The sequence below is a fragment of the Nostoc sp. UHCC 0302 genome (genome assembly GCF_038096175.1).
In the GTDB taxonomy this organism is placed as follows: Bacteria; Cyanobacteriota; Cyanobacteriia; order Cyanobacteriales; family Nostocaceae; genus UHCC-0302.
In genome coordinates this window covers 306,821-332,297 of the sequence record NZ_CP151101.1, presented here as the reverse complement: position 1 = coordinate 332,297, position 25,477 = coordinate 306,821, and the positions used below count along the sequence as shown (strand labels likewise).

Here is a 25,477-nt window from a genome sequence, read left to right as displayed (position 1 = left end):
ACAAAAGTACTAAATTTTTGTGAAATTTTCTACCTATCTTGGTAATTAGCTGGAGAAAAGAATCAGATTAGATGAAAATATTAGACGTAATTGTTGAGCTTATGTCTTTTTCTACCTTTGCTAAGAGAAAAGTTCCTCCCTTGTGCAAAAAACAGAGTGATGGCGCTGTTTCGTCCGCTTTATAACAAGCATCTCCTGTTTAAGCCTTAGACTTAAGAGCGGGAGGCTGTGCTGAAAATGGTTTGACGGCAAGTAGGCTGTGATTAAATCTGGCAAGCAGTTAGTCTAGATAATTTATTAAATTTGGTTATTAAGGCAAGCTATGAACAAAAAATGGGCTGTCAAACGAATCACACTAAATCTCACTTCTAGTGAAAAGTTCTCTGCCTAACGCTTGAGTTCAGCGGCGGACAAAAGTGTAGCTTTTTGTCCGCCGCTGCAACGAAGGGTTAGAAATCGCGGGCATAGTGAAGGACAAGTTCAGCCGCCCTCACAATGGACACGAGGCCAAACCAGAGCAATGTGCCAGCAAGGAACTTCATCGTTAGGAGATAGCCGCGGCTCTCCAAGGAAGGGAAGAAGCGTACGGCAAGAACGGCAACAGCAACCTTAGAAGCGATAAGGGTTCCAATAGCTGTTACTACGAAGACCAGGCTCTCGGCGGTAGAGCCGCGAATGATGTAGCTCCCGCCGACAGTGAACCAAAAGAGATAAGGGCCTGGGTTGAGAAGGTTTACCTTCACTGCTGTAGCGAATGAACTTTGTGACTTGAGCTTTCCAGTTAACGAAATTTCGCTGACGCGAAGCATCTTTGCAGACAGCCAAAGCAGATAGACTCCGCCGACCAAACTTAGGGCAGCGGCAAATAGGTCAATGCTCTTGAACTCAGAAAGGAACCACAGCGCAGCAATGATGATTGGGCCATCGGTAATCAGCGGGGCGAGGCTTGCTCGCACTCCGGCGGGAAGTCCTTTCGATAAAGTTTGTTGAATCACAATGACGCCGAGCGGCCCCGGTTTGATGCCCGCAGCTAATCCGAATGACAGTGCAGACAGGAATAACTCGTTCATTGGCAGCGAGATAGCGATTTCCAACTATTTATTCTGTCGCTTGTTGGAACCTTTTACTTGTGTTTCTCCATTAACACGAATGAAAGATTTGGGTTTATTTCCTCACTCTTGAATATCTTATACCCAAGACGCTCATAAAGTTCCATTAGCGATCGCATTGTCGGTTGGCAAACTACGTGAAAAATCTCAACGGAATAATCAGGTTTATGCCTGCTCGCGGCTATTGTCCAAACCGTGACTGGAGATTAGCTGTACCCTCTGCCTGTGTTAGAACCTTGGCGCGTCTGTGTCTATTTATTTTCAGACAACTACATAATAAATAGTTTTAAAAAATTAGAAAATTGGCTTGTTAAAGATATTAACTGATCAGCAAGTATTAAACTCTTCTCACTCCATATAGCGGACTACAGAACCTCAATCAGCTAGCGAAAGACTCTGGCTACAAGGGGTTACAAGTGGGAATCTTGTAAAGTATGTGATGGCAAAAGTCAAGTTTCACAACAATAACAGCGAGCGCTTCATTGTTAAGGCGGGCGAAGCAGAGCGTTTAAAACCGAGACAACAAACTTTACTTATTCTGGGTCTGATTCAATAATTCGTGGGAAAAAATAACCACCTACCTTCCCGAATATCGCCCCTTACGCTCGGTTGGTAACTCCGGTTGGCAACCGTCTGACGTGTGGCGCGACATCCGGGTGGATGACTTCTGTGGTGAATTTGACTAAGCGAATATAGCTAAGTAAAAGACAAGCTTATAATTTTAACTAGTTACCTCAATTAGGTTTACACAAATTCAAGTATACTGTAACCCTTTAAGTGACTTGGATGTATATATTAATCTCATGGTTGCCGACAGTTCTTTATCTTCGGCTGTGAAAATTTGCAATCTACGAAGTCATACTGGTCTTTTTGAGAAGAATTTCAAGATTGAACTTTATAGCAATGATAACTTTAGTTATATATCTTCAGTAGAACTTAGGTGATTTTTGAAAAAGAAATTACCAGCTAAAGTGGTCGAATCAAGATATCCCATTTGGGCAAAAGTGGATTTCTCTGCAATCTCGACTCGACTTGCTTCATGGCTTTCTTAGTCAGAGAAATCCCTTTTTGGTAAACAATGTTGCTTAAAGCCAAAATTGGATGTAGCCCTTTCCAAGTCATGCTAGAAGCCCATGAGAGCATAGTTTCAACATCAACAAGCTTGGTTCCATTCCAATGCTGTTCAAGAATGCCCCAGCAGCGCTCTATAGGATTATATTTACTATGGTAGGGGGGATAGTAAAGTAATTGAATCGGTCTGTTAATCTGATCAACAAATTCAACCATCCTTTTTAAGAATTGAGTTCGTACTCCGCTACTTTCGGGACCGTTATCAATTTTAATTTGTATCAGTTCGCTATCCCGTCTTTGTTCTGGTGTAATTGTTTTCCACCAATGAATCAGGTTATCAACAATGAAATCGCTGGTTTTATAGGAACTGCCAAAGATAATATGTAGTTGCCCATTGTCTTCGTCTACAATTCCACAAGGAATGTATTTTTCCTTGCATCCCATATCATGGTCGCTAGCTTGATTGTCCCCTCTGGTTTTTCCGCCACGCGAATAATCTCCAATATTGACGGTGGCTTTACAGTCTATGCTTAGTCTCTTGACTGATTCGCTTGTTGCAAGATTCTGAAATTCTTTAATGTTGTTGAAGATGTCGTCTGTTTGTGCAATTTTTTTTGAGGTTTGGCTTTTACGACTTTGCGAAGACGATAGCCCATTCGGTTCAATACTTGTGCCATTGTACTGGCTCCTGGCAATTGCTCTTGGCTAAATCCAAGCTCTTTTAATTCTTTCAACGCCGATGCTGCTGTTAGTCTGGTATAGGCTAATGATGTTTTAAATGTTGGGTCTTGTTGAGCATAAGATTCTGCAAGCTGTTGCAGTGACAATGCAACTTCCGGTTGTTTCTCCTCCCAACGCTTTGCTCCACTAAAGGTTGACTGTAATCCTACACAGGTTATCCCTGTTCGTTTTTCTGCCAATCCTACCTTTATATTCTGTCTACCCCAGCCAAATAACTTTTCTGCAAGCCTTGTGCTTCCCTGGCAATATTTCAATGCCATCTCTGCCTGAAAACTGCGACGTTCTACTCCATTCATTTTCGATGCTGCCAACCGCAAGTCTTCAATTTGCGATGGTGTTAATGATTTGGGTGCGGTGGCTGTGGCTAACGTATCCAAATGCTTGCTCCTGTTTTCTTTGCATTAAGGGTACATTTTACCTCCATTGGTAAATTCTTTCCTAGAAATCACCTTAGGTGTAACTATTTATCTCTAAAGAACCATGAATTTAGTACATTTGCAGAGCTAACTTTAAGCAATAAGACAACTCAAATCAAAAGCTTTTTGAGGTTTTTACGAGCTCAAAAGCTACAGACCTTTGATTATTTACAAGGAGTTCTATTATGTCAGATACTAGCAACCGCGGCTTTGCTTCTATGGATGAAGATAAGCAGCGCGAAATCGCAAGCAAAGGTGGACAAGCTGCCCATGAAAAAGGCACTGCTCATGAATTCACTTCAGAAGAAGCTAGTGAAGCTGGAAAAATTGCCCATGAGAAAGGTACTGCTCATGAGTTCACTTCCGAGGAAGCTCGTGAAGCTGGGCGTAAGGGTGGTCAAGCATAAGCCAACATAGAGAACACATGGCCCTGATTGGTCATGAAGATGGCAAGAATTCTCACAGTGGCGATTGAGCCTTCGCTGATTGCTTCATATCAATGGCAATACCATAGTGATGAAAGTTGATTAAATAAAAGAAGAATTTTTCTGAAGGTATTGCAAATTAGGCGTTGCACAATCGTATCGTAGTGATTGTGTAACGCTGTTTATTTAGAAGATTATCGACTCAAATTTTGCCTAATAGCGAAAAAGTCAGCCAATAAAATTCTATATGTAATACTCTGCTCTCATAAACTTTGCATAGCGGTTAGCTCCAGGAGCAGAGGAGAAATAACTTGTACAAGCCTCTCCCCTGCTCCCCTACTCCTTTACCTATTCGTTGAGGCAAGCACAGAAAGCAGGGCGATCGCCGTTTGCTGTCTTCATCTCCATTGGCACAGCCTCCCGCTCTTAAGTCCAAGGCTTAAGCTCTCGCTTATCGCAATCAAGCAGAAAAGTTCACAGCACTACACTCTACGCTCTACTCCCAACAAAGAGCCTAGACCAAGTTTCACGTTTCCAAGCGTGCCATTCGACTCGGAGCCAAAAGCTGAAATCACTCTTGCTTGATAAAGCGAATAGTAATTTGCCAAACAAAAAAAGTTTTCTTGGAGATTGGGGTTCATGTTAAAGGGAAAGGGATTAAAAGCCTTTCCTTTTATCCAAGAAATAGTCAAGTTTACGAAGGCATACGACTAATACTTAGACCTGACCAAAGGCTGAACATTAATTTCAAGTACTTCAATAACAAAAGTTAAATAAACCCCTACAATCTCTAATATTGGAAAGTAGGGGGTAAACAAAGTAAACTTTCTATTTAAATTTTCTATTTATACATTCTCAATATCGCTTAGGATCAGCGGATATTCTATACTCTGTAGATAGACATAGTTCTTAAGATTTTCTGTAAGAATAAATACATTGTCCTAAACTTAAATAGCTTCAAAGGCTTGCTAGGCGATGATTCTACCTGAGCCATAAAACAATATTCAAAGGATGTAAAATACTAGTTAGTAAATAGTGCAATTGGCTTTCATCCACTTGATCCAATATCTTCAAGGCGGCTTTTGATTCCACCTCTGATATACCTTCAGCTGCCTTGTTGATTGTCTGTGCGCCCACAGATGGTAAGACTTTCATTAAATTCCTTCCTTCATCCGTGAGCCAGATTCTGACAATACTGCGATCGCCAGGATCACGCTCTCGATACACGAGCTTACGATCTTCATCCGATCCACCACTCCGGTTAGCGTTGCACCCAATTGCTTAAGCTTGTCATGAAACAAGCTCAAAAAAACTAATGCCCCCAATCGGAGGCATATCTTCATCTATTTTCTAGGAACAAGGGCAATCAACCACAACCCTAACCACTCACGAAGCGAGACATCAGAGCGCTTTATCGCCGATACAACTCCACTATACGAGCGTACAAAAAGCCTTTCGTCTTCTGATGAATACAAAACTGCTAGCTCCTCTCCACAGCACTCGCCAATGCCTGGAAGATTAATCCTGTTCTGTCACTTTGGGAGCAACCAGTGCCTGAAAGCCTTTGGGAGCTTTACTTTTGGGTTTTTGGCTACAAATTGTAGTTTCTATTAGAAAAGAAAAGCTCAAAGCTTGATTAGATAAAAGTTCCAGCGTTTCGCTACGATTATTGTTTTCCGGAAGTGACAGAACAGGGTTAAAGTCCGACGCTGGAAAGGGTAGATGATTCCGGTTCAAATTCTCCGGCGACAGGAACGTCCACATTTCTTCCGGCGTGCTAGGCAATTCTATCAACAACTCACGTAATTTCTGCTGCTGTAAGTCTTCTGCGGTCATCGGGTTCATGAACCACAGCCCATCGCGGAAACCTTCATTACTGAACATATAACTCTTCTCCCACGTTATTCTTCACCAAAATCACGCTCAGCGTAATGAAGCCACACTACCTGCATACGTCGAAGGCCACTATCTGAACTATATCTCTACGCTCGGTTAGTAACTCTAGCTGGCAACTGTCTAATGTATTGTGGGATATATGCGTAGATAATTTCTGTTGTCAGTAATATTAAATACAATATTTTTACTTGCTATTCATCATAATTGCCTAACAATCTCAGAGATTTTTTTTAATTCAGCCACTCCACAACTTAAAGGTATGGAGTGGCTCGGCTCAGTTATCCTTGCCTTGATTAAGAGAAAGTCAGCTTTCCTCTAGGAGTTCCTGTCGGAAAATCTTTATCCAAAGCGCTACCATCTTTAAGACCTTGGGTTAAAGCTGAGACTTCACCATAAACAGTGAGTAAGGGTTGGGTGTAAGGCTTTTTGCTAACAGTCATGCATTTCTCCTTGACTACTTTTGAGCAGGTTGGTTTTATCCCTCGGCTCTGGTCGGAGTTAAAACAATGGCTAAGTCTTCTTTCACCACTACTACATGGCTCAAGTCAACTTACTATTTTCACACGCGATGGCTACATTATTTAATTCAGACCTCAATCAATATCAATGAGTTCCTTGCAAAACAATATTTTTTTCAAGTCCTGCAATGCGGGTAATGTCTATGAGATGATCCGGCACTGGCCTGATTATGTTCAATAATATGTTTGCTAAACAATTGTGGGCAGTCGGACTATTAGCCGTGGGAATTACCTGCGGTGCCATAAGTTCACTATCTGCACAAGCCCCTACAACCACTCAGTCTCAACAAGAGCAAAAAATATTCTTCCGTCCCGACGAACAACCTCGGACTGGAGTTGGCTGGCCAATCACTACTACTTCCGGCGAAGCTGAACTAGCCCTGGCGAGGCATTTGGCCAATATTGGGGCGAAAGAGTACGTGTCCTGATGGTGTCCTCATTGCCACGAGCAGAAGCTGCTGTTTGGGAAAGAGGCGTACCAGATAATTAACGACAGTGTGAAAATCGAGTGCGTTGACGCTTTGCGGCGTGTCGCAGACATCGCCGGGGTCTAAATGCTCATCCCGACTGGTGCGACGCTGCGAAAATCCCCGGTGTCCCCACATGGGTTATCAATAGCCGTCAGTATAGCGGGGTACAAAATCTCAAAGACCTAGCGAAGGCTTCTGGTTACAAGGGGCATACGAATTTCAAGTATGTACACATGGCGAGATTTTTTTAGGGCGAGTCAGTTCGGTGAAGCTTGAGGGATCGTCTGATTATATGGTGTCAGCGCCACCCATGCCAGAACATGACCAATTGCATAATGGTAAATAATTAGCTTATTTTTATCATTCTCCCAAAAATTGAAATTTATGTTACCTTGTTCGTCTTTTTCACATATCAGTATTTCCATTCCATCTGGAGCTTCTAAACCTAGTAGTATACCTGTTTGAAAGTAATCTATAATACAGAAAGCAGCCAATGTAAACAAACGAATACATATTTCCCAAGAAGATTTACACTCTTTTATAAACTTTAAAACATCTAAGCAAATTAAGTAATGTAGTTTTTTGTTTAACTTCCCTGTCATGTGTTCCATGAAATATTTTTGCATACTTGGATTCGGCATGATTCGTCTTTTGTTTCCTAGATAAGGATGAGTGATCCAGACTGGCATTCCTTGAAAGACGTAATCCATGATTGACAAAATGTTATCTGTGAAATTTCCTGGCTCTTCACGAAAGTTAGTAGCTAATAAGCTCCCCATCTCTCGATATTTCGGATCTGCATCCAAGAGAATGTCATTTACCTGAAAATTGAGTACTTCACAATAGTAGTTAGCCATCAATTTCCAAAACTCTTTACGTACATATCGTGAACGAGCTTCTGTAATACTTTTTTGCAAATTCTTAACTTTGGCACTACTGTATGTACTTACTCGCTTTTCGCAATATATTGCCAATTTATTATCTACATTCCGCGGATGACGAAAGTGTGCTGATCTCTTTCTTAATGCCTCCGGTGAATTCGGTGGTATCCAATCTACAAAATTTCCACATTCTACGCATTGGCATACTAAGTCAGTTAAATCATCTGCATCTACATCACTAGCTTGCAATAACTCAAGGTATTGATTATGTCTAAATACCCGCAGTGCTATATCCATGCTTATCCCAAAACTCGAATGGTCTTTTTGTATACAATACTTATGAACCTAAGTCAACTATTAATGTCCTGGAAAGTTACAAACCTCAAAGAAACACAGCATTGATCTTTAACACTTAAACAGTCAATTTCCTGAATTCGAGTATGACTTAATTACAAAGTAAACAAGGATGCTCGCCGCGCTATTAACACCGCTTTGATGATTAATATCAGGTTGATAGACAGAAATTTTGACATTTTGAAGTATAACCAAAAAAAATTTAACTCACTATTTAGAAATCACTGATAAAAAACTTATACGCATTTTAATTTACTGATATAATATTCGTTTAGTTGACAGCAATTAACAACATTTTATGACATTACCATCAAAAGCCTTTTTAAGGATTATTGATGGCAATACCGTGCATCAAAGTAACAGCGTTTTAATGAATGACCAATAAGTTCCCTAGAAAGATTGCGGTTCTGGGTGTGTTTCTTATGCTTAATGCCGTAGTTTCCAAACCATTGAAAGCACAAGTTCCAGAGCGCCCCTCAACAATTCCACAAATCATACCTAGCGATATTCAGCCGCCTTCTACTGCCCCGCTCCAACCCCAGGAGCCACAGCAAGAGCCTTCTCGACAACTACTGGCTCCTTCGACTCCTGTTCCTACGCCCTCTGAACAATTTCCTAGCAATCTGACTGAAACTTTCATTGTGGAAAAATTTGAAGTTGTTGGTAGTACAGTTTTCACTCAACAAGAGTTAGCTAAAGTTCTTGAAGAATTCACTAATCGTCCTATCTCACTGGCAGAGCTATATCTTGCTCGTTCCAAGATTACTGACTTGTACGTGAGTAAGGGTTATATAACTTCTGGCGCTTATATTCCAACCCAACCAATTTTATCTGGCATCATCAAAATTCAGGTAGTTGAAGGTAAATTAACAAGTATTACTGTCCGAGGAACTCGCCGTTTAAATCCTAACTATATCCGCTCTCGCATAACTGTCGCTAACAATGGTGTTCTCAATCAACAAAGAATATTGGAAACCTTGCAGCTACTAAAACTTGATCCTCTGATTAAAAACTTGTCTGCTAATTTGCAAGGTGACAATAATCCTCGTGAGAGTATTTTGGTCATAGACGTGGAAGAGGCGAAAACCCTTAGCACTCAAATAATTTTAGACAATGCTCGAACACCTGCAGTCGGAAGTTTTCAACGCCGACTGCAAGTAAATGAAGCTAACTTGCTTTCTTCGGGGGATAGTCTAAGTGTTGGTTATAGTAATACTGATGCAAGTAACTTTATTAACGCCAGTTACACATTACCTCTCAACCCTCGAAACGGGACGCTCTCTTTTAACTACGGTACTGCCAACAGCAACGTGATTGAACGTCCTTTCAATACTTTAGATATCAAATCGGCTTTCCGATATTATGAAGTAACATTTCGCCAGCCAATAATCCAAACTGTTCATCATGAATTTGCTCTAGGGATGACTGCTTCCCGACGAGGAAGCGAAGTTACTTATGCTCCACTAGGAGAACGTATCGGTTTTCCTCAATTGGGTTCTGACAGAGAAGGACACACTAGAGTGTCGGCCTTGCGGTTTTTTCAAGAATGGACTACTCGTGACAGTACTCAAGTGTTTGCAGTGCGATCACAATTCAACCTCGGCATAGGTGTGTTCGATGCAACTGTGAATAAAGATTCCCCTGACAGTCGATTCTTTTATTGGCAAGGGCAAGCACAGTGGGTAAGCTTATTAGCTCCTGACACCTTACTTTTACTCCGGCTAAATACTCAAATTGGATCTAGACCACTACCATCTTTAGAACAGTTTAGCCTTGGTGGAATTGAAAGTGTACGGGGGTATCGGCAGGACTTATTACCTGCTGATAGTGGTGCTTTTACATCAGCTGAAGTCCAAATTCCAGTTTTAAGCATCCCTAAAATCAAAGGATTATTACAGATAAATCCTTTTGTTGATTTTGGTTTTGTCTGGAACAACTCTTATACAAATAAACTAGACTACAACACCCTTGCTTCTGCCGGTCTGGGGTTACGCTGGTCACAGGGAGATCGTTTCACCGTTCGTCTTGACTGGGGTATCCCTTTAGTATCTATTGACTCAAAGAAATCAACGTTGCAGGAAAACGGGCTTTACTTCTCCGTGCAGTATAATCCTTTTTGAAGCTTATTCTACTTTTGAAGCTGAATTACTAAAATTTTTTAAAAAATCGTGTACGTTTTTCTAAGCCTTATCCACACCTTAGTTTCTTAATGAGAATCATACGAGATTAAATAAATAATTTTTATTGTTCTAGCAAATGGCTAGATAAAATTTTAATTGCTCCAATTACTCGCTGGACAAATTAATTATACTTATTAATATTTTTTAGTATTAGTAAATTATATTGATGGTATATTTATCTAAAGCTACTAATTAAACATAATGAATTCTAGTATTTTAATTAAAACTTCCACATTATGCAATAAAAGTATCAGATACATACAGAAGATTAATACAAAAAAGTTTTGGCTTTGATAGCTCAAGACTTTTACTAATTATGGCAAGTTTGAACTGATCTCTACAAAATTTATTTCTGAATAAAAATGTCTGAAACTCAAGATTTAGTTAGTTTATCTGCACGTATGGCGGCTGCTGTTCGGGCTTTAGAAACACAAAGAGCCGATGGTTTATTCAAAGATCCATTAGCAGCTGTACTTGCTGGAAAAGAAATTATTGCTGAAATAGAGCCTAAAGTTAAAGAGTATGATAAAGAAGGGAAACCAATTATTGCTGTACGTACCCGTTTTTTTGATGATTTCCTAATATTGCACACAGAGAAAATACAACAAGTTGTTATTTTAGGAGCCGGAATGGATACCAGAGCTTTCCGACTTCCCTGGAAACCTAATACCCATTTGTACGAATTGGATCGTAGAGAAATACTTGAATATAAAAACTCTGTTTTAGGGAATACACCTAGCGAATGCAGTCGCTATTCTCTTGGAGTAGATATAACAGAATTGTGGGCAGATTTACTTTTAGCTAAAGGGTACAAATTAGAAATACCTACCGTGTGGCTGGCAGAAGGATTGTTATATTATCTCAATGAAACAGAAGTACATCAATTGCTTAGAGTAATTACTCAATTAAGTATTTCGGGTAGCTGGTTTCTGGCTGATATCATGAACTCTTATCTTGTATCCCAAAGAAATGAACCTCTAGCTCAATACTTTAAATACGAATGTGACGAACCAGAAAAGTTCTTTTCTATCTACGGCTGGGATGCATTAGTTGTTCAAGCAGGAGATGAAGGAGCTAACTTTGGTCGTTTTACTCTTAAATTTCCGCCTCGTGAGGTCTATGGGCCTCACTATTTTTTTGTTAAAGCACTTTTAAAATAATCGGTTTATATGGAGTAGAGATTATTATATTTATACTTCAAATCTCTACTTCATATTATTTTAAAAGCAAAAGCTAAATGAGGTGAAAAGTTGATAAGTAGTACAATAACATCAAAAACAATGGACTTTCTACAAAAACTAAAAATTATAGAGTTAATTTTATGGATTTTTCAGTAAAATTTATGAAAAGCTTAAAAAAAAGATTAAATAAAAATCCTAAATTTAAACGTAGTCAAGTATTATTCTGGAGTATTCAAGGCAGTGCTTTATCTTATCTGCTGTTTACTTGTTTATCAGTCACAGCACAAATATCACCAGATAAAACATTACCTATTAATTCTCAAGTCACACCCCAGGGTAATACTAATGTCATTGAGGGCGGTACTCAAAAAGGTAATAATTGGTTCCATAGCTTTGAGCAATTTTCTATAGTCTCAGGAAGTACAGCTTACTTTAATAATAGTATAAATATTCAAAATATCTTTACTCGAATTACAGGAAATTCAATTTCTAATATCAATGGCATTTTGAAAGCCAACGGTATCGCTAATGTCTTCTTAATCAATCCTAACGGAATTATCTTTGGCCCCAATGCCCAATTAAACATCGGGGGTTCATTTTTTGCAAGTACTGCTAATGCTATCAAATTTGCAGATGGTTTTGATTTCAAAACAAATGGCAGCAAAACGGAAACAGTTTTGACTATTAGTAGACCCATTGGTTTACAAATAACCAATAATTCTGGAAGTATCCAAGTTCAGGGAATAGCTAATGGATTGATAGCTCCAAGCGGACTTAACTCTCCTATTAAGAGAAACATTAGTATTTCTGGATTACGTGTAGCTCAAGGAAAAACACTAGCTTTGGTGGGAGGTGATATTAACTTAGAGGGCGGTAATTTAACCGCAGAGCAAGGAATAATTGAGTTAGGTGCTGTTTATTCTGGTTTCGTTAGCCTTAGCCCAGTAAATCAAGGGTGGACTCTGAGCTACGAAGGATCGCCTTACTTTAAAAACATTAATTTATTGAAACAATCATTAATAGATGCCAGTGGGAATATCGGTGGCTTAATTGTCCTACAAGGAAAGCAGATTTCTTTTGACGAAGGTTCAATAGCTCTAATCCAGAACTTTGGATCGCAAAATTGGGGAGCTATAAAAGTTAATGCCTCCGAATCGCTTAAAGTGAGCAGAGTTTCTTCAAATGGTAAATTTCTTAGCCTTTTAAAAACTGAATCAATAGGTTCTGGTACTGGAGGAGATATCAAAATTATTACTAATAATTTAGTTCTTCAAGAAGGAGGAATTATTGGTACTAGAAACTATAGTGATGGTATTGGCGGCAATATCAACATAGATGCTGCTAAATCAGTTGATTTAACTGGTTTTTCATCTAGTAAATATACTAATAATAGTGCCATAAATGCTACTTCTTTAAGTTCGGGAAAAGCAGGAGATATAACAGTATCAACTAGAAATTTTTCAGCCCAAGACGGAGGAGCAATAACATCTCTAGCTCGTGGATCAGGAGATGGAGGAAATGTAAATATAAATGCGTCCAATTATGTAAAACTTTTAAACTCCGCTGAATTAATTAATTCAGGTCAAGAATACATAAACTATATTCCTAGTTACTTATCTGCTGAGACTGTATTGCAGGGAAATGCTGGGAGTTTAAACCTTAACACTTCACTCTTAGTAGTAGGAGAACACGCAAAGCTTAATACTTCTACTAGAGGATTTGGTAATGCCGGAACTCTTAATATTAATGCTCGTAATATAAAAGTAAGCGGGACAGTAAACTCTTCTGCCATCAGAGCAGATATAGCAACTCAAAAACTATTTGGTTCTCCTTCCCTCCCAAGTGGTTCCCCTGGAGAAGTAATTATCAATGCTGAACGCTTAAATATAACAAATGGTGGACAAGCTAGTATCACAAATGAGGGAACCAGTACTGTTGGTGGTAAGCTCACAATTAATGCTGTTTCTGTTTCTTTAGATAAGAAAAGTTCTGTTGCTGCCTCAACTGCTTCCGGTGAAGGTGGTGAGATTCAAGTGAATACAAGAGATTTGCTTTTGAATGACGAAAGTACTATCACCGCGTCCGCAGATAATAAGGGGAATGGGGGAAATATTGTTCTCAATGCAGACATAATATCTGCTTTAAAGAACAGTGGTATTGCCGCAGATGCCTTTGAGGGTCGTGGTGGAAATATCACAATTAATGCTAAAGGACTCTTCCTTTCCTTTGATAGCTTTATTACAGCAAGTTCTCAGTTCGGAATTAATGGTACTGTTCAATTTAACATTGTTGATCCTCACCTTTACCCTATTCAACTAAAAGTAAAAGGAATTTCAGAAGATCCTCAAGTCACCTCAACCTGTCATGCCCAAGCAGGCACAGGAGTGAGTAACATTGTAGTTCATAATTTTCGTAGCCTACAACCTAACCCTAATGGGATAGCGGATAATAATCTTGAGCAAAATGCAGTTGAAGCGGTCAATAATTTGCAGTCCCCGAATTCATCAACAAGTAAGCAGCCTATAGAAATTATAGAAGCCAATAGTGTAAGCCGAGATTCTCAAGGAAATTTATTTTTAACGACAAACGAAGCAATTCCAACCTCTGATGCTGCTTCGTTATCCGCAAGTTCTTGTTTTTCAGCACCACAGTAATAAAAATAATGATGATTTTATCTCAACCCTGTTTTAAATATCTCTTCTCAGGCATTCTAGGGCTGTCTCTAATTGTAATCCAATCATCTTCTCCTACCCAAGCTGTAGACAAACAGTCAAAACATAATCAAGCAGCGTCTCTAACTTCGTTGGGTTACAAACAATTAGCCGTAGATCAGGCAAACAAAGCCCTAGAAACTTGGTCAGAATCTACAAAAATTTATCGCCAGCTAAATGACCAAGAAGGAATTGCCAGAAGCCTAATTAATCAAAATCTTGCTTTACAATCTTTAGGTTTACATGAACAAGCTTGTATTAAACTTTTACAGGCTTTAAAGTTGGACGCAAATCTAGATATTTGCAACGCTGCATCACAAAAAGCTATGACCAAAGAGCAACTGATGGCAGTGATTGCTCAGCAAAAAGCAACATCAGTTAATTTGCGTGGATTACAAAATCTAGGAAATGTCTTACGAATTTTAGGTAATTTAAATGAATCTGAAACAGTCTTGCAAGAAGCATTAAGGCTGGCTAAACTAGCACCATCAGAAAATCTTTATGATATTTATCTGTCTCTGGGTAATCTGGAACAGGCAAGCTATGACCAATTGCGAAATAAATACTCCTGGGTAGAAGAACCAAGCTTTCGACAGAGTATTGCTGATATTATTCCACAAAGGGTGCAGAAATCATTAGAATATTACCAACTAGTAGAAAGCATACCCAATATCTCTTCTTCAGCTAAATTAAAAGCTCAACTAAATCATTTAACTTTATTAATAAATTGGCAGAAATGGCTAAGTAATCAACCAAATCAAGCAAGCCTGCATACTCAAATTAATCAGCAGATTACAACACTGGTGGCTCAAATAGAAGAAAACTCTTCTGCCTTTTTGGAGCTACCACCTGAATCCTCTATTTATACTAGACTGAACTTTGCTAATAACCTGAGCCAGATACCAAACGAACAGTTGAAAGCAGCAGCCGTTCAATATAGTAAGCTGGCTCTCCAAATGGCTCAAACTATTAATAGTACACGATGGTTATCCTATAGTTTTGGAACTTTAGGTAAATTAGAAACTCAAACAGAACAAAAACAGGTATATTTTAACAAAGCTTTAGGATTAGCCCAATCAATTCGGGCTTCGGACATCGCTTATCAATGGCAACAACAGTTAGGGCAGATTTACCAAAAGCAGGGCAAAACCGACCTAGCGATTCAGAATTATAGTGCAGCGATCGCACATATGACTCAAGTTCGCGATAGCCTTTTATCAACTAATGGAGATTTGCAGTTTTCTTTTCAGGAGGAGATGGAACCAACATATCGCAATTATATTCGATTACTCTTAGCATCTCCTAATCCGGATCTAAAACGAGTAATACAAATAAATGAAGGACTGCAAATAGCACGCTTAGAAAACTTTCTCCGCTGCGGTAAGCTTGACCTTGTTGCTTTGAATGAACTTCAAAATCTCAAAAGCGCTCCATCTATAATTAATATTATTGATTTAGGAGATACTATAGAAGTAATTCTCCAGTCAGCAGATGGTTCACTCCACCATCATTCTGTTGCATCTAAGCTAATTAGCTCCCATATTAATCAGCTTTTAGAAGTACTACAAGGCGAAAAACTTATTGCCATTAGTGAGAGTGCTATTACTTATCATTCTCAGGCCATTTATGAGAACTTAATTGCACCAATTAAAAAATATCTTCCCCCATCAGGAACACTAGTGTTCACTTTAGATAAGTCTTTCCAAAGCTTACCAATGGCATTGCTATATGACGGAAAAGATTATTTAATCAAACATTACAGTATTGCAGAAACTCTAGGTTCCAGGATAAGACAGCCTAAAATACTACGTGAAAACCAGATGAGAGCTTTAATAGCTGGACTATCTAAACCTGGCCCCAGTTCATTAGATCCAAATGCGCCTGAAAATATGGATGATTTACCACAATCTACACAGGAGGCAAAAAATGTAGAAAAACAAACTAAATCTTCACTAGCTTTATTAGATGATAACTTCACTCTTAAAAGGTTTAAGGAAGAACTGACTCAAAAGAATTTTCCCATCGTCCATATTACTACCCACGGTCAATTCAGTTCTGACCCACTCAAAACAGTATTGGTAGCCTATGATCAGCTAATTAATATTAAAGACTTTGACAGTTTAATTAGAGGTAAAACTCAAAATAGTCAAGATGCTATTGAGTTACTTGTCCTCAGCGCCTGCGAAACTGCAAAAGGCAACAAGCAGTCAGTGATGGGCATTGCGGGAATAGCTGCCCAGGCAGGTGCGCGTAGTACTGTCGCTACTTTGTGGCGTGTAGATGCCAACTCTACTGCTTTGCTCATGAAGGAATTTTACAAAGGCTTGAACAATGGTTTAACCAAGGCAGAAGCACTACGTCAGGCACAATTGAGTTTACTGTCAAATCCCCAATATAAAAAATATTACTACTGGGCTCCATTCCTCCTAGTTGGAAGTTGGTTGTAAAAATCCACCATCTTCAACCCTTCTTGCGCTTTTTCTAATTCTTTTGAATTATTACTACTTTTCGCTAACTCCAATGCCTTAGTATATTGAGGTTTAGCTTCGTTTGGCAACCAAGCCATCAAATAGCGATCGCCCAGTACTCTGTAAAGAGTTGGATTTCGGCTAGGAGTCGCTGTTGCCGTTTTTAACATCTCAATTGTTTCATTCAAAAGATTTTCTGCCGCATAGATAGCATCTGTATCAAGAACAGTTTCATCTGACGGTAACTTTAACTCTTTGATACGTTTAATATTTTGTGCAATTTCTTCTTGTAAAGCTGTATGCAATAGGTTAACAGGCGATGAGTCATAGTTCAAAATTTTCCCATCTTTATAAGCAAAGACATATATTGTATATATACCCCCCGGCTGAAATTCCTTTTCATCACTCGGATAGGCAAGCCGAGTTTGATTCACAACTTTTTCCCACCCAAACTCAAAACTTTTTGCTTGGACTTTATAAGAAGTAGCGCCTTTAACAGGAGTCCAAGTTATCTCTGGCCGAGGATTCAAGGTTGCGGTACTGTAAGGAGAAATGATTGTTGGCTCATCGCTCTCTTCTGTGCCTCCTTTGGGACGAAAGCACCCCACAACATGGTCACGATTACAATTAGCACTAATGGATTCAGCCTTGGGACATTTGTCTGAAACAACACCACTAGATAATTTTAAAATCTTCCCAGAACTGTAACAGAAAAATCTAATCGTACCACCATTCAAAACTTCTATGCTTTCTTTTTCACAAATTAAGCTTTTGGCATCAAAGCGCTTGTCACCCTTATCTATTAATCTACCAATTGGATCACAACGAACTTGATTTCTCTTGACTCTTACTAATGACACACTTGCCTGCAATGGTATATCTGTTGATATCAAAACAGTTAAACATAAAGCTAACCAATATTTTGTATTTCTTTTCACAACTTTTCTTGGTTATTTAGTATTATTCTCTCTCAGGATCTTATCATTTTTTTAATATCCGATCTAGCAGTTCCTGTCTGAATAGAGGAATGTCTGAATCTGTAGACTTAGCAAGTAAGCATAATTCTATAGAAAATCTCGCCTCATCGATTTTACCTAATGCTTCTTGCGTTTTAGCTAACAGGCAATAAGCATCTATTCTTTGCTCATCTAAACTAAGTGCTTTCTCTAAATATTTCTCAGCATCACTTATTTTATTTTGTTCTAAACTTGCCCAACCCAAATTCTTATATAATGCAGCTTGTATTAAGGGATCTTTATTTTTTCTTAATCCAGACTTTGCTAAAGAAATGGCTGTATTGTAATCCCCGATTTTAATATTCAGCCTGGATAAGTTATTAATAGCTATTATCGCTGAGCTACTGCTTTTAATGGCTATATTATATTCTTTTTCTGCTAATTCATAGTTTCCTTGCTCATCATAAAAACGTCCGAGATTATAATGGGCTGTCCAATCATTTGGGTTGAATTCAAGTAATCTTTTATAAACCTTTTCTACACAGGAACTATCTGATAATTGCTGACAGGTTATTCCTAAGAAATTGTAGGCATCTAAATTTTGATTATTATATTTAATAGAAAGCTCATAATCCTTCTTGGCTGCTTTAATATCACCTGTAATCATCAGCCGATAAGCTTTATCAAAATAATACTTAGAAATAGCAAGTTTAGTTGAAGGGTTAGTTTTGATTGCCCAGCCAAAAAGACTTTGTGCGCTTTGATAATCATTCCTTGCCCCTGATTTCTCTCCTTGATAAACAAAATAATTAGCTACACTAGGTGCAAATAGCTGCCCAATTCCAAGAATTATTAATCCGCTTGCTACCAATCTTCCAATCTCAAAAACTTTAGACTTAAGAAAATGATGAACTTGACTTTCCCAAGGAAGCCTTTGTATTCGTTCTCTTATTATTTCCGTAGTTTGTGGTCGAAATCCTGGAGAGGGATGTATCAGTTCATCGATGAAATTTGCTACAGGCTGATCAATCTGCTGTGCTTTATCTCTCCAGATTAGCTTTTCTGTTCTGTCTTCTATTGGTAGCTCCATTATTGGTATGCCAGTAACCAAATTGACAATAGTTCGTCCCAGCGCATAAAAGTCAGATTGCGGTAACGCTCGACCATCTATTTGTTCCGGCGCAGAGAAACCTACCGTAAAAATTGCTGTTACCTCATTCCCACTACCAGTTCCTGTAATATTGTCTCTGCCACTAGAGCCTACTTTTGCTAAGTAAGTTTTACTTACTGACCGTACAGCTCCAAAATCAACAAGTGCCAGATTCCCATTTGGTTGATGAATAATATTTGTTGGTTTGATATCCCTATGGAAATATCCTAGTTTGTGTACATGCTCTAAAATATCTAATAATTGCAACATCCAATCTAGAGCATCATTTTGAGAAACTTTGCCATGAGTTTTTAGCCACTGCTCTAAATTCTCTCCTTCTATTTTCTCCATTACTAAACAATGCAATTCTAGATGTGGTTCATTTGGTAACGTAAAAGTAAAGTAATCACTACCAGTAGCTTTGGGGATTCCTGGATGAAACAAGGTGATTAATGCTTGTGCTTCCCGTCGCATTAGTTCAACGTATTTAGGTTCCTCCCACTTCAATACTTTCATTACTCTTATTCGAGGCTTCTTTCCCCATTGAGGGTCTATATCTTCAACCTCGAAAACATCTGTATAGCTGTCTATACCTTTTTCTAAAGGTCGTAATGGGCGTAGCAAACGGATACGCTCATCTATTAACAAGGGAGTTCCGCAGGCTAAACAATTTTCAACATTATCAGGATTGTGGCGCTGATTACAAATGTGATTTATACAGTAAGCCACATTTACTCCTGCTTATTACTGCTTATTTTTGAATTGTTTAAATTTCTATGCACTAATCCTAACGGATCAATTGTGATATATTTTTTAATAACTGGTTCTAAACTATAGCTAATTTCTTGAGTAGTTGTTTTTCTGTTAGTTTCAACTAATGAACTTTGCTCTAAAGCATCAAGTGCAGTTATTATTTCAGAAATTGATAAATTTAAATATAATCGTTTTTTTAAATCATCAACAATTTGATAAAAACTAATAGGTTTTAAATCTTCTACAGTCTCTTCAGCTAAATAAATCATTATTTCTTTTTGAAGATCATCTAAAAGCCCGTTTTGCTTAAAATGTTGATCTAGCATAATTTGCAAACGCTCTGAAATTAAAGTAGTCTGATAATCGAAAAATCTTTTAACACTTCCCCCAAAGAACTGGTTTATTCGGTCGCAAACAGCTTCTAAAGCTGATGGATTACCACGATAATTTTTTATTAACTTTTTACATTCCTCTCCATCTAAACCATTTTCGCGCAAGATTCGCATTGCGGCATCTTCTGCTAAACCTTGTAGCCGTATGTATCCGGAAACAAAAGTTGTACTTGTATAAGCAACTTGCTCTAAAGGTATTTGACTTGTGAGTATTATGCAACTTTTATGTTTTGCTTTTCTGAATTGAAAAAGGAAATTTCCCATTTTCACTTTCTCTTCAAATTTTTTTGATTGCGCTAGTCCTTCTAACCCATCTAGTACAATTAGATAGTTAGATGTATGGCAATACTTTGATAGTAAAGAAATTTTTGCTTCTAAACTTCTGTTTTTAACATCTAACTCTAAAACATCAAATAATTCTGTAATTATTTGATTAACTGATGAGCAATGGTTCACCCTTTGCCAAATTACATACTGATATCTATCTGAATTTTCTAGAAGAATTTCTTCTACAAATTTTGAGGCCAATAAACTTTTACCTATTCCTCCTATTCCAACTATGAATATACATCGTTCATTAAAAAGCTTAGCGTTGTTTCTTATATAATCAAGTTCATCATTTCGTCCATAAAAAGATTTTATTGTCGGCAAGTCTCCATAAAGCTTAATCTTTCCTACTAAATATTTTTCTTTTATCTCAGATATTTCTAGTTGTTTGACATAATCCTTCTTTACTAATTTTAGTAAATTTGCTTTCAGAGACGCTTTTGTAACTTTAACCCCACCACCTATAATTTCAGAAAGCATTATCCATAATTGAGGCCCTACAGCTGACTGTAAATAGTAAACGTTGTACCCTGAAGTGCTTGCTATTGTTTTATAATCTTTCCCATCCCAAGTTCCTTGTATGACAGCTACTTCAGCCTTGGACAAGCGTCTTCCAAGGTGGCGAAGGACTTCTTCGCCCACAAAATCCAATATTTCCTCTATCCCTAAACTAGTATCGGAATTCATTTTTAGGTTTCCTTATGGCATACGTATAATTTTGATGTAATTATATAATCTAGTGTTTTATATATAATTTATTTGATAAAACCTATAGTTTAGTTATTTTTCTTAATAAACATGCTATTTTCAATATCATCTCTAGGGTATATGATTTAAATGTTACTTTTCGTAAGTAGTGATATCGTACTTCTAAATACGTTGTCACAGTTGTGTCTGCTTACAGATTCACAAATCCAGTAACCGTAAAATCAACAATAAATATATTGTTGGATACTAAAAATCCCAAACTTCTGTAAAATCAGGCTATTGCTAAACAAACTACATAGAGGAGGTAAAGATGCAATATGCAGCAACAATTTAACGCAAAAAGCACCACTAAGGAGTGGCGCTTTTTGCGGGTCTTAAATTGCATATAACCTCAGAGCAGGGGTTGATCTCGAAGGAACAAGAGAAGTTTTCGCTGAAGTTTGCCGACTGAGACGAATACTAAACTTGTCCGAGAGTATAATCCGCGCTGCTTTCCGTATTATATACGGGTTGTCACCAGAATGCTATCTGTAGTGGCAAATTTTTGGCTGTTAAAATTCTTCAAATTGGTAAGATGTGAAGTTTGATGAAGAAAGAGTGAGAATTTTGTAGTTACAAAGATGTGCAGCGCGAATAACCCCCTCTGAACTTGTCAACCAAGTTAATCAGAGGTAAATACTGTGAAAAATGGTAATCGCCCCATAAAAAAGGGTGTCAGGTGTAGGCTGTCGGGGGTTGTTTGTGTGCCATCCCAGCAGCCCAATTTTGATGGGCAACAGAAGTATTCAAGTTATTTTCGAGAAACTCGCTTTCAAAATGTCCTCACTAGGGCGGCTTTGTTGGAGCGTACAAACTGGTTTTGGCATCGAGGAAACAGCACCCAGATATCGGATCACGCAGTTGCAATCATTGCTTGTAGTAGCAATGATTTCAAACAAATCTTAATAAAACAGAACCAGTTAGCTAACACAGTCTTTGAGTTAGACCCACAAGCGGAGCTATTGCTGTTGGTTTCGCCAGAGCTTGATTTTGTATTTGGCACAGTTTTAGAGACTGGGGAGATGTTCAGCACCCATATCCTTTTTACACAAAGCAATCCACAGGACGGGTGTGGCTCAAAAACCATTAGTCCCAAAGAACTAGCAATTAACAGTTCTGTTTCTTCAACAGCACTCGTGTACGAACAAGGGCGCTCCCTAACTGCGGGGGGCATCAGCTAATGAACGATTCCCCAATTGAATATCCCAACAACCTCACGGCAACCGTTTACCATGAGCTAACAGTTGGCAGTGCGATTCACCCGGCACTGGTTGAGCGCAACTTCTTCCACATCGAGGGAGAATCGGTTTATGATTTCCTGTTCATCTCCGATAAGATCCCCCGGAAAAATGCAGGTCGAGTCACTGATGGATACTTAAAGCTGTATCAACATCTCTTACTGGGTGGTACATGGATTCAGTCACTTGACCCGTTCAAAAACTGGCAGCCAATGGAGTGGGGGCGGATTAAACCGAACTTGCCCCGCATGGACTGGGAGAAAGGCAAGCCCGTTAAGTACGAATCACCCCCCAAAACCGCCAACCGTGTTACCTACTTCGATGTCGCCAACCCAGTTTGGGATCAGGTTGCCAAACGTCATTGCATTAAGCGGCATCTCTCACCCTTGGCGCTGCGGCTACAAGATATACTCAATCCACGCCTGTTCTGGGAGTGGGTGATCTCTCACCCGGAGATTCCCGTAATCTTATGCGAGGGCGAGAAAAAGGCGGCCTGCTTGCTTTCTATGGGGTTTGTGGCGATCGCGCTGCCAGGAATTTGGAATGGTCGCGTAGGCAAACGGGACTTTGATGAACGACTGCACCCAGACTTAATGCCATTGGCACAACCGGGACGCAAGTTCATTATATTATTCGACTACGAAACCAGAAGCAATACCAGGTGGTCAGTTTTTCAAGCAACATTAAGGACAGGTAAGGCTATTGTTGCTGCGGGTGCTACTTGCGAAGTTGCATTACTGCCAGGGCCAGAGAAGGGTGTGGATGATTTTGTGGTTGGTCGCGGCGAAGATGCCAACGCTCTGTTGACTGCAATTATTGATGATGCCAAATCGCTTGCTGATTACCAACGCGGCTATCGCGCGAAAAAATGGGGACTGAGCAAGTATAAACCCGATGTGACAGTCAACGTTCAATATCTGAGTCTTGCCCTCAACATTCCTAACTTGCAGGAAAAATGCTCCAACGTCCCGGCTCTTTATGAAATTGCTCAAGAAAAGTTGTTTACACCTTCTGTTGAAGGAGAAAAGATAAAGGAGGAGGAAAAGACGGATTCTGGCGGAATTTCAAACGAAAAAACTCATACTCGCCCACAATTTAGATTTCCCATGTTAGGACTTGTGGTTTTATGGAGCGATATGGGTACGGGCAAAACTGAACTTATGCGCTGGTGGCGTGACCAAAACCCCGACGCTCGGTTCCTCAACAACGGGCATCGCGTTAACCTGCTGAAAAATCTCAGTGATCGCTTGAGAACTGCGATGTACTCAGACTTAGGTTACATGGGTTTAGCTCAAGCCACAGCTCTGTCGATTACTATCGACAGCTTGTACAAGCTCAACACTCAAGCCCTCACATACGGCTGCATATTTATTGATGAAGCTTGCCAATACCTCACTCACCTACTGCACAGTAATACTTGCAAGGCACACCGAGCTGCCATCTTGGAGGTACTCGAATACATAGTATACAATGCGCCACTGGTTGTCATCGCTGATGCACACATGGACGATTTAACCGTGGATTTCTTCCGCTCCATGCGACCAACAGATGAAATCCCATACATTATCAAGAACGAGTGGCGAAATGGAGAGCGCACAATTTACTGGTATGAGGGGGATAATTCCAGTGCCATAGTCGCGCAGATTTCGGCGGCACTGATGGCAGGACAGAAAATCATGGTAGTTAGCGACTCCAAGCGTTTCATCAAGAAACTTGAAAAGTCACTAACAATAAAAATAGAAGAATCATCCGATTCCAACTCAGCCAGCAATCATTTATCGGGACTACGCATTTGGTCTGTGCATTCAGACAACTCCGGCAGTGAGGAAAACATTGCGTTTATTAAGGATATCACCAATGCCGTCAAAAACCTTGATGCTTTGTTCACTTCTCCTAGCCTGGGGACTGGTGTAGACATTGCCCAATATCATTTTGACTTGGTGTTTGGTGTATTCCATGCAGTTTCACAAACTGCAACCGAGTGCGCCCAACAGCTCTACCGCTATCGCCCAAAAGTCCCCTTTCACGTTTGGGTGGCCCCGCGTCCTCCCTTTGGTTACAAAGATACTAATGCCCACAAGATAAAAGAACACCTATTGCAAACCAACGAAATAACTGCTTTTCTGTTGCGAATTGACCGTGAAACAGGAAAGCGCGGCGCAGAAAAGGACTGGGCGCTAGAGGCTTTCTGTCAAATTCAGGCAAACCGTCACTATTCTCTGAATAATCTACGTGATGATTTGCGTTCGCTCCTCACTGAAATGGGCAATACTATAGTACCCCTCGGCAGGGATAGTGATACTAAAGCCCAAGAGCAGTTGAAATCAGCAGCACAGGCTTTGAACACTGCCCATTACTCAGCTGTTGCTAGAGCTAACAATATTACCCCAAGTGAATATCGTCTCCGCCAAAGTAAGGACTATCTCTCTCCACAAGACGTTTTTGAATGTGAGAAATTCCGCATTTTCTCGGCTTACGGTATAGAAGTAACACCGGAACTAGTTGAAAAAGATGCGGGTGGTCGGTTGATCAAAGCGATCGCTTCTCTTGAGGCAATCCTGGAAAAACCAAGCGACGAGATTATTGACCCCAAGACTCTCAGACAATACCCAAGTCCTCCAAAACTTGTCACGGACAAAGATCGCACCGAACGCGACAATTTACCTTTGTGCATCGACTGGGGCAACTATTCGGCGCGTTGGCTGGCCCGTTTCAACTTGGGTTTACATCATATTCTTAAACGGCTAGTGACCGGGGGTGAAGTTACTGCCACCGACAGCGACTTACTAACTATGACGGCTCACGCATTAAATTGCGCTGCTCATATTAAAGCAATTCTTGGGTTTACTGTCCCTAGTGACTGTGAACCGATTTGGCTACTAGCCACAATGCTTGAGCAGCTGGGGCTAAAGTTGTCCTGTCGCAAGCAGGGGCCACGTGGTCAGCAGGTGAAAATTTACTCGTTATCAAAGGAGGAATTAGAATTTGCAAAACAAGTTATTGCCCATCGTCAACAACAGCGCACTTTGAAAGAGTCACACATTTGTTACGTTGCCCAAACTGTAGACCCGTATCAGCCTACAATGCACTCCCAGCATAGCGTTGAGTCGAGTCAGCACCCCGTATCCACCCCCCCCCAGAATGCTATAAGGATTTCCCATTATGAGGGGGGGGATACTACGAAATTTGGCCCCCCCTCAAGTGAACGAACTTCTCTACTCCATTGTGTTGAAATGCTTCGCTCTGCTATCTCCCTTGGAGTTTCGGCACTGAAAAATACCCTTCAACGATGGTGTTCCGATTTGCGCTGGGAGACGGTGCTGGAGTTGGAAGCGATCGCGGCGAGTGATCTGCGGCTTGTTGAATCTCAAGTACCGGAGTTTTACGCCTTGCTCAGTGAGGAGGTGTTGCCAATCGAGGGATGATTTCATGAACCAACTAATATTATTGGTGATTGTCCATATTGGCAGAACTGGAGGTGAGTCCAGCGATT

Annotated in this window: 14 protein-coding genes and 3 pseudogenes; 8 read left to right on the top strand and 9 right to left on the bottom strand. The window is 39.7% G+C overall.

Annotation, left to right across the window (positions count from 1 at the left end; all coding sequences use genetic code 11):
- Positions 1-449: 449 nt before the first annotated feature.
- Positions 450-1,094, bottom strand: a complete 645-nt coding sequence (locus WKK05_RS39855) for a LysE family transporter (protein WP_341531759.1) — start codon at positions 1,092-1,094, stop codon at positions 450-452.
- A gap of 981 nt (positions 1,095-2,075) precedes the next feature.
- A pseudogene (locus tag WKK05_RS39850) lies at positions 2,076-3,181 on the bottom strand (ISAzo13 family transposase).
- Positions 3,182-3,522: 341 nt separating this feature from the next.
- Here WKK05_RS39850 and WKK05_RS39845 point away from each other — a divergent pair.
- Positions 3,523-3,812, top strand: a pseudogene (locus WKK05_RS39845) (KGG domain-containing protein).
- A gap of 931 nt (positions 3,813-4,743) precedes the next feature.
- On the opposite strand, the gene WKK05_RS39840 reads toward WKK05_RS39845, so the two are convergent.
- From WKK05_RS39840 to WKK05_RS39830, 3 genes are all read right to left on the bottom strand, one after another.
- Positions 4,744-4,989, bottom strand: a complete 246-nt coding sequence (locus WKK05_RS39840) for a MarR family winged helix-turn-helix transcriptional regulator (protein ID WP_341531758.1) — start codon at positions 4,987-4,989, stop codon at positions 4,744-4,746.
- A 291-nt stretch (positions 4,990-5,280) separates the two neighbouring features.
- The gene (locus WKK05_RS39835) at positions 5,281-5,646 is read right to left on the bottom strand and encodes a hypothetical protein (protein ID WP_341531757.1); all 366 of its coding nucleotides are present in this window, start codon (positions 5,644-5,646) and stop codon (positions 5,281-5,283) included.
- Positions 5,647-5,951: 305 nt separating this feature from the next.
- Entirely contained in the window at positions 5,952-6,098 is a 147-nt protein-coding gene (locus tag WKK05_RS39830) for a hypothetical protein (protein WP_341531756.1), read from the bottom strand.
- A gap of 416 nt (positions 6,099-6,514) precedes the next feature.
- On the opposite strand from WKK05_RS39830, the pseudogene WKK05_RS39825 reads away from it, so the two are divergent.
- Positions 6,515-6,897 (top strand): annotated as a pseudogene (locus WKK05_RS39825) (hypothetical protein); the annotation flags it as partial.
- A gap of 6 nt (positions 6,898-6,903) precedes the next feature.
- On the opposite strand, the gene WKK05_RS39820 reads toward WKK05_RS39825, so the two are convergent.
- On the bottom strand, positions 6,904-7,824 hold the full coding sequence (locus WKK05_RS39820) for a hypothetical protein (protein ID WP_341531755.1): 921 nt from the start codon (positions 7,822-7,824) through the stop codon (positions 6,904-6,906).
- A gap of 479 nt (positions 7,825-8,303) precedes the next feature.
- Here WKK05_RS39820 and WKK05_RS39815 point away from each other — a divergent pair, with 479 nt between their 5' ends.
- The 4 genes from WKK05_RS39815 (at position 8,304) to WKK05_RS39800 (ending at position 16,400) form a co-directional block, all read left to right on the top strand.
- Positions 8,304-10,001 (top strand): ShlB/FhaC/HecB family hemolysin secretion/activation protein, encoded by a 1,698-nt coding sequence (locus WKK05_RS39815; RefSeq protein WP_341531754.1) that lies wholly within the window; start codon positions 8,304-8,306, stop codon positions 9,999-10,001.
- A gap of 422 nt (positions 10,002-10,423) precedes the next feature.
- Positions 10,424-11,221: an SAM-dependent methyltransferase gene (locus tag WKK05_RS39810; RefSeq protein ID WP_341531753.1), complete on the top strand. Its 798-nt coding sequence runs from the start codon at positions 10,424-10,426 to the stop codon at positions 11,219-11,221.
- Between the two features lie 161 nt (positions 11,222-11,382).
- Positions 11,383-13,896, top strand: a complete 2,514-nt coding sequence (locus WKK05_RS39805; protein WP_341531752.1) for a filamentous hemagglutinin N-terminal domain-containing protein — start codon at positions 11,383-11,385, stop codon at positions 13,894-13,896.
- Between the two features lie 8 nt (positions 13,897-13,904).
- On the top strand, positions 13,905-16,400 hold the full coding sequence (locus tag WKK05_RS39800) for a CHAT domain-containing protein (RefSeq protein ID WP_341531751.1): 2,496 nt from the start codon (positions 13,905-13,907) through the stop codon (positions 16,398-16,400).
- On the opposite strand, the gene WKK05_RS39795 is transcribed toward WKK05_RS39800, so the two are convergent.
- From WKK05_RS39795 to WKK05_RS39785, 3 genes are read right to left on the bottom strand one after another with little or no spacing between them, the layout of a single operon-like run.
- Positions 16,361-17,359: a hypothetical protein gene (locus WKK05_RS39795; protein ID WP_341531750.1), complete on the bottom strand. Its 999-nt coding sequence runs from the start codon at positions 17,357-17,359 to the stop codon at positions 16,361-16,363. The genes WKK05_RS39800 and WKK05_RS39795 overlap by 40 nt on opposite strands.
- 43 nt (positions 17,360-17,402) lie before the next feature.
- A complete protein-coding gene (locus WKK05_RS39790) occupies positions 17,403-19,256 on the bottom strand; it encodes a tetratricopeptide repeat protein (RefSeq protein ID WP_341531749.1) in 1,854 nt (617 codons plus the stop codon).
- 2 nt (positions 19,257-19,258) lie between these two features.
- Positions 19,259-20,686: an NB-ARC domain-containing protein gene (locus WKK05_RS39785; RefSeq protein WP_341531748.1), complete on the bottom strand. Its 1,428-nt coding sequence runs from the start codon at positions 20,684-20,686 to the stop codon at positions 19,259-19,261.
- Between the two features lie 764 nt (positions 20,687-21,450).
- Between WKK05_RS39785 and WKK05_RS39780 the strand changes: the two genes are divergently transcribed.
- Both WKK05_RS39780 and WKK05_RS39775 read left to right on the top strand, forming a co-directional pair.
- Positions 21,451-21,927 carry a hypothetical protein gene (locus WKK05_RS39780; protein WP_341531747.1) on the top strand — a complete coding sequence of 159 codons (477 nt, stop codon included), beginning with the start codon at positions 21,451-21,453 and terminating at the stop codon, positions 21,925-21,927.
- Entirely contained in the window at positions 21,927-25,409 is a 3,483-nt protein-coding gene (locus WKK05_RS39775) for a plasmid replication protein, CyRepA1 family (protein WP_341531746.1), read from the top strand. Before WKK05_RS39780 ends, WKK05_RS39775 begins: the two co-directional genes overlap by 1 nt.
- The last annotated feature ends 68 nt before the right edge of the window (positions 25,410-25,477 follow it).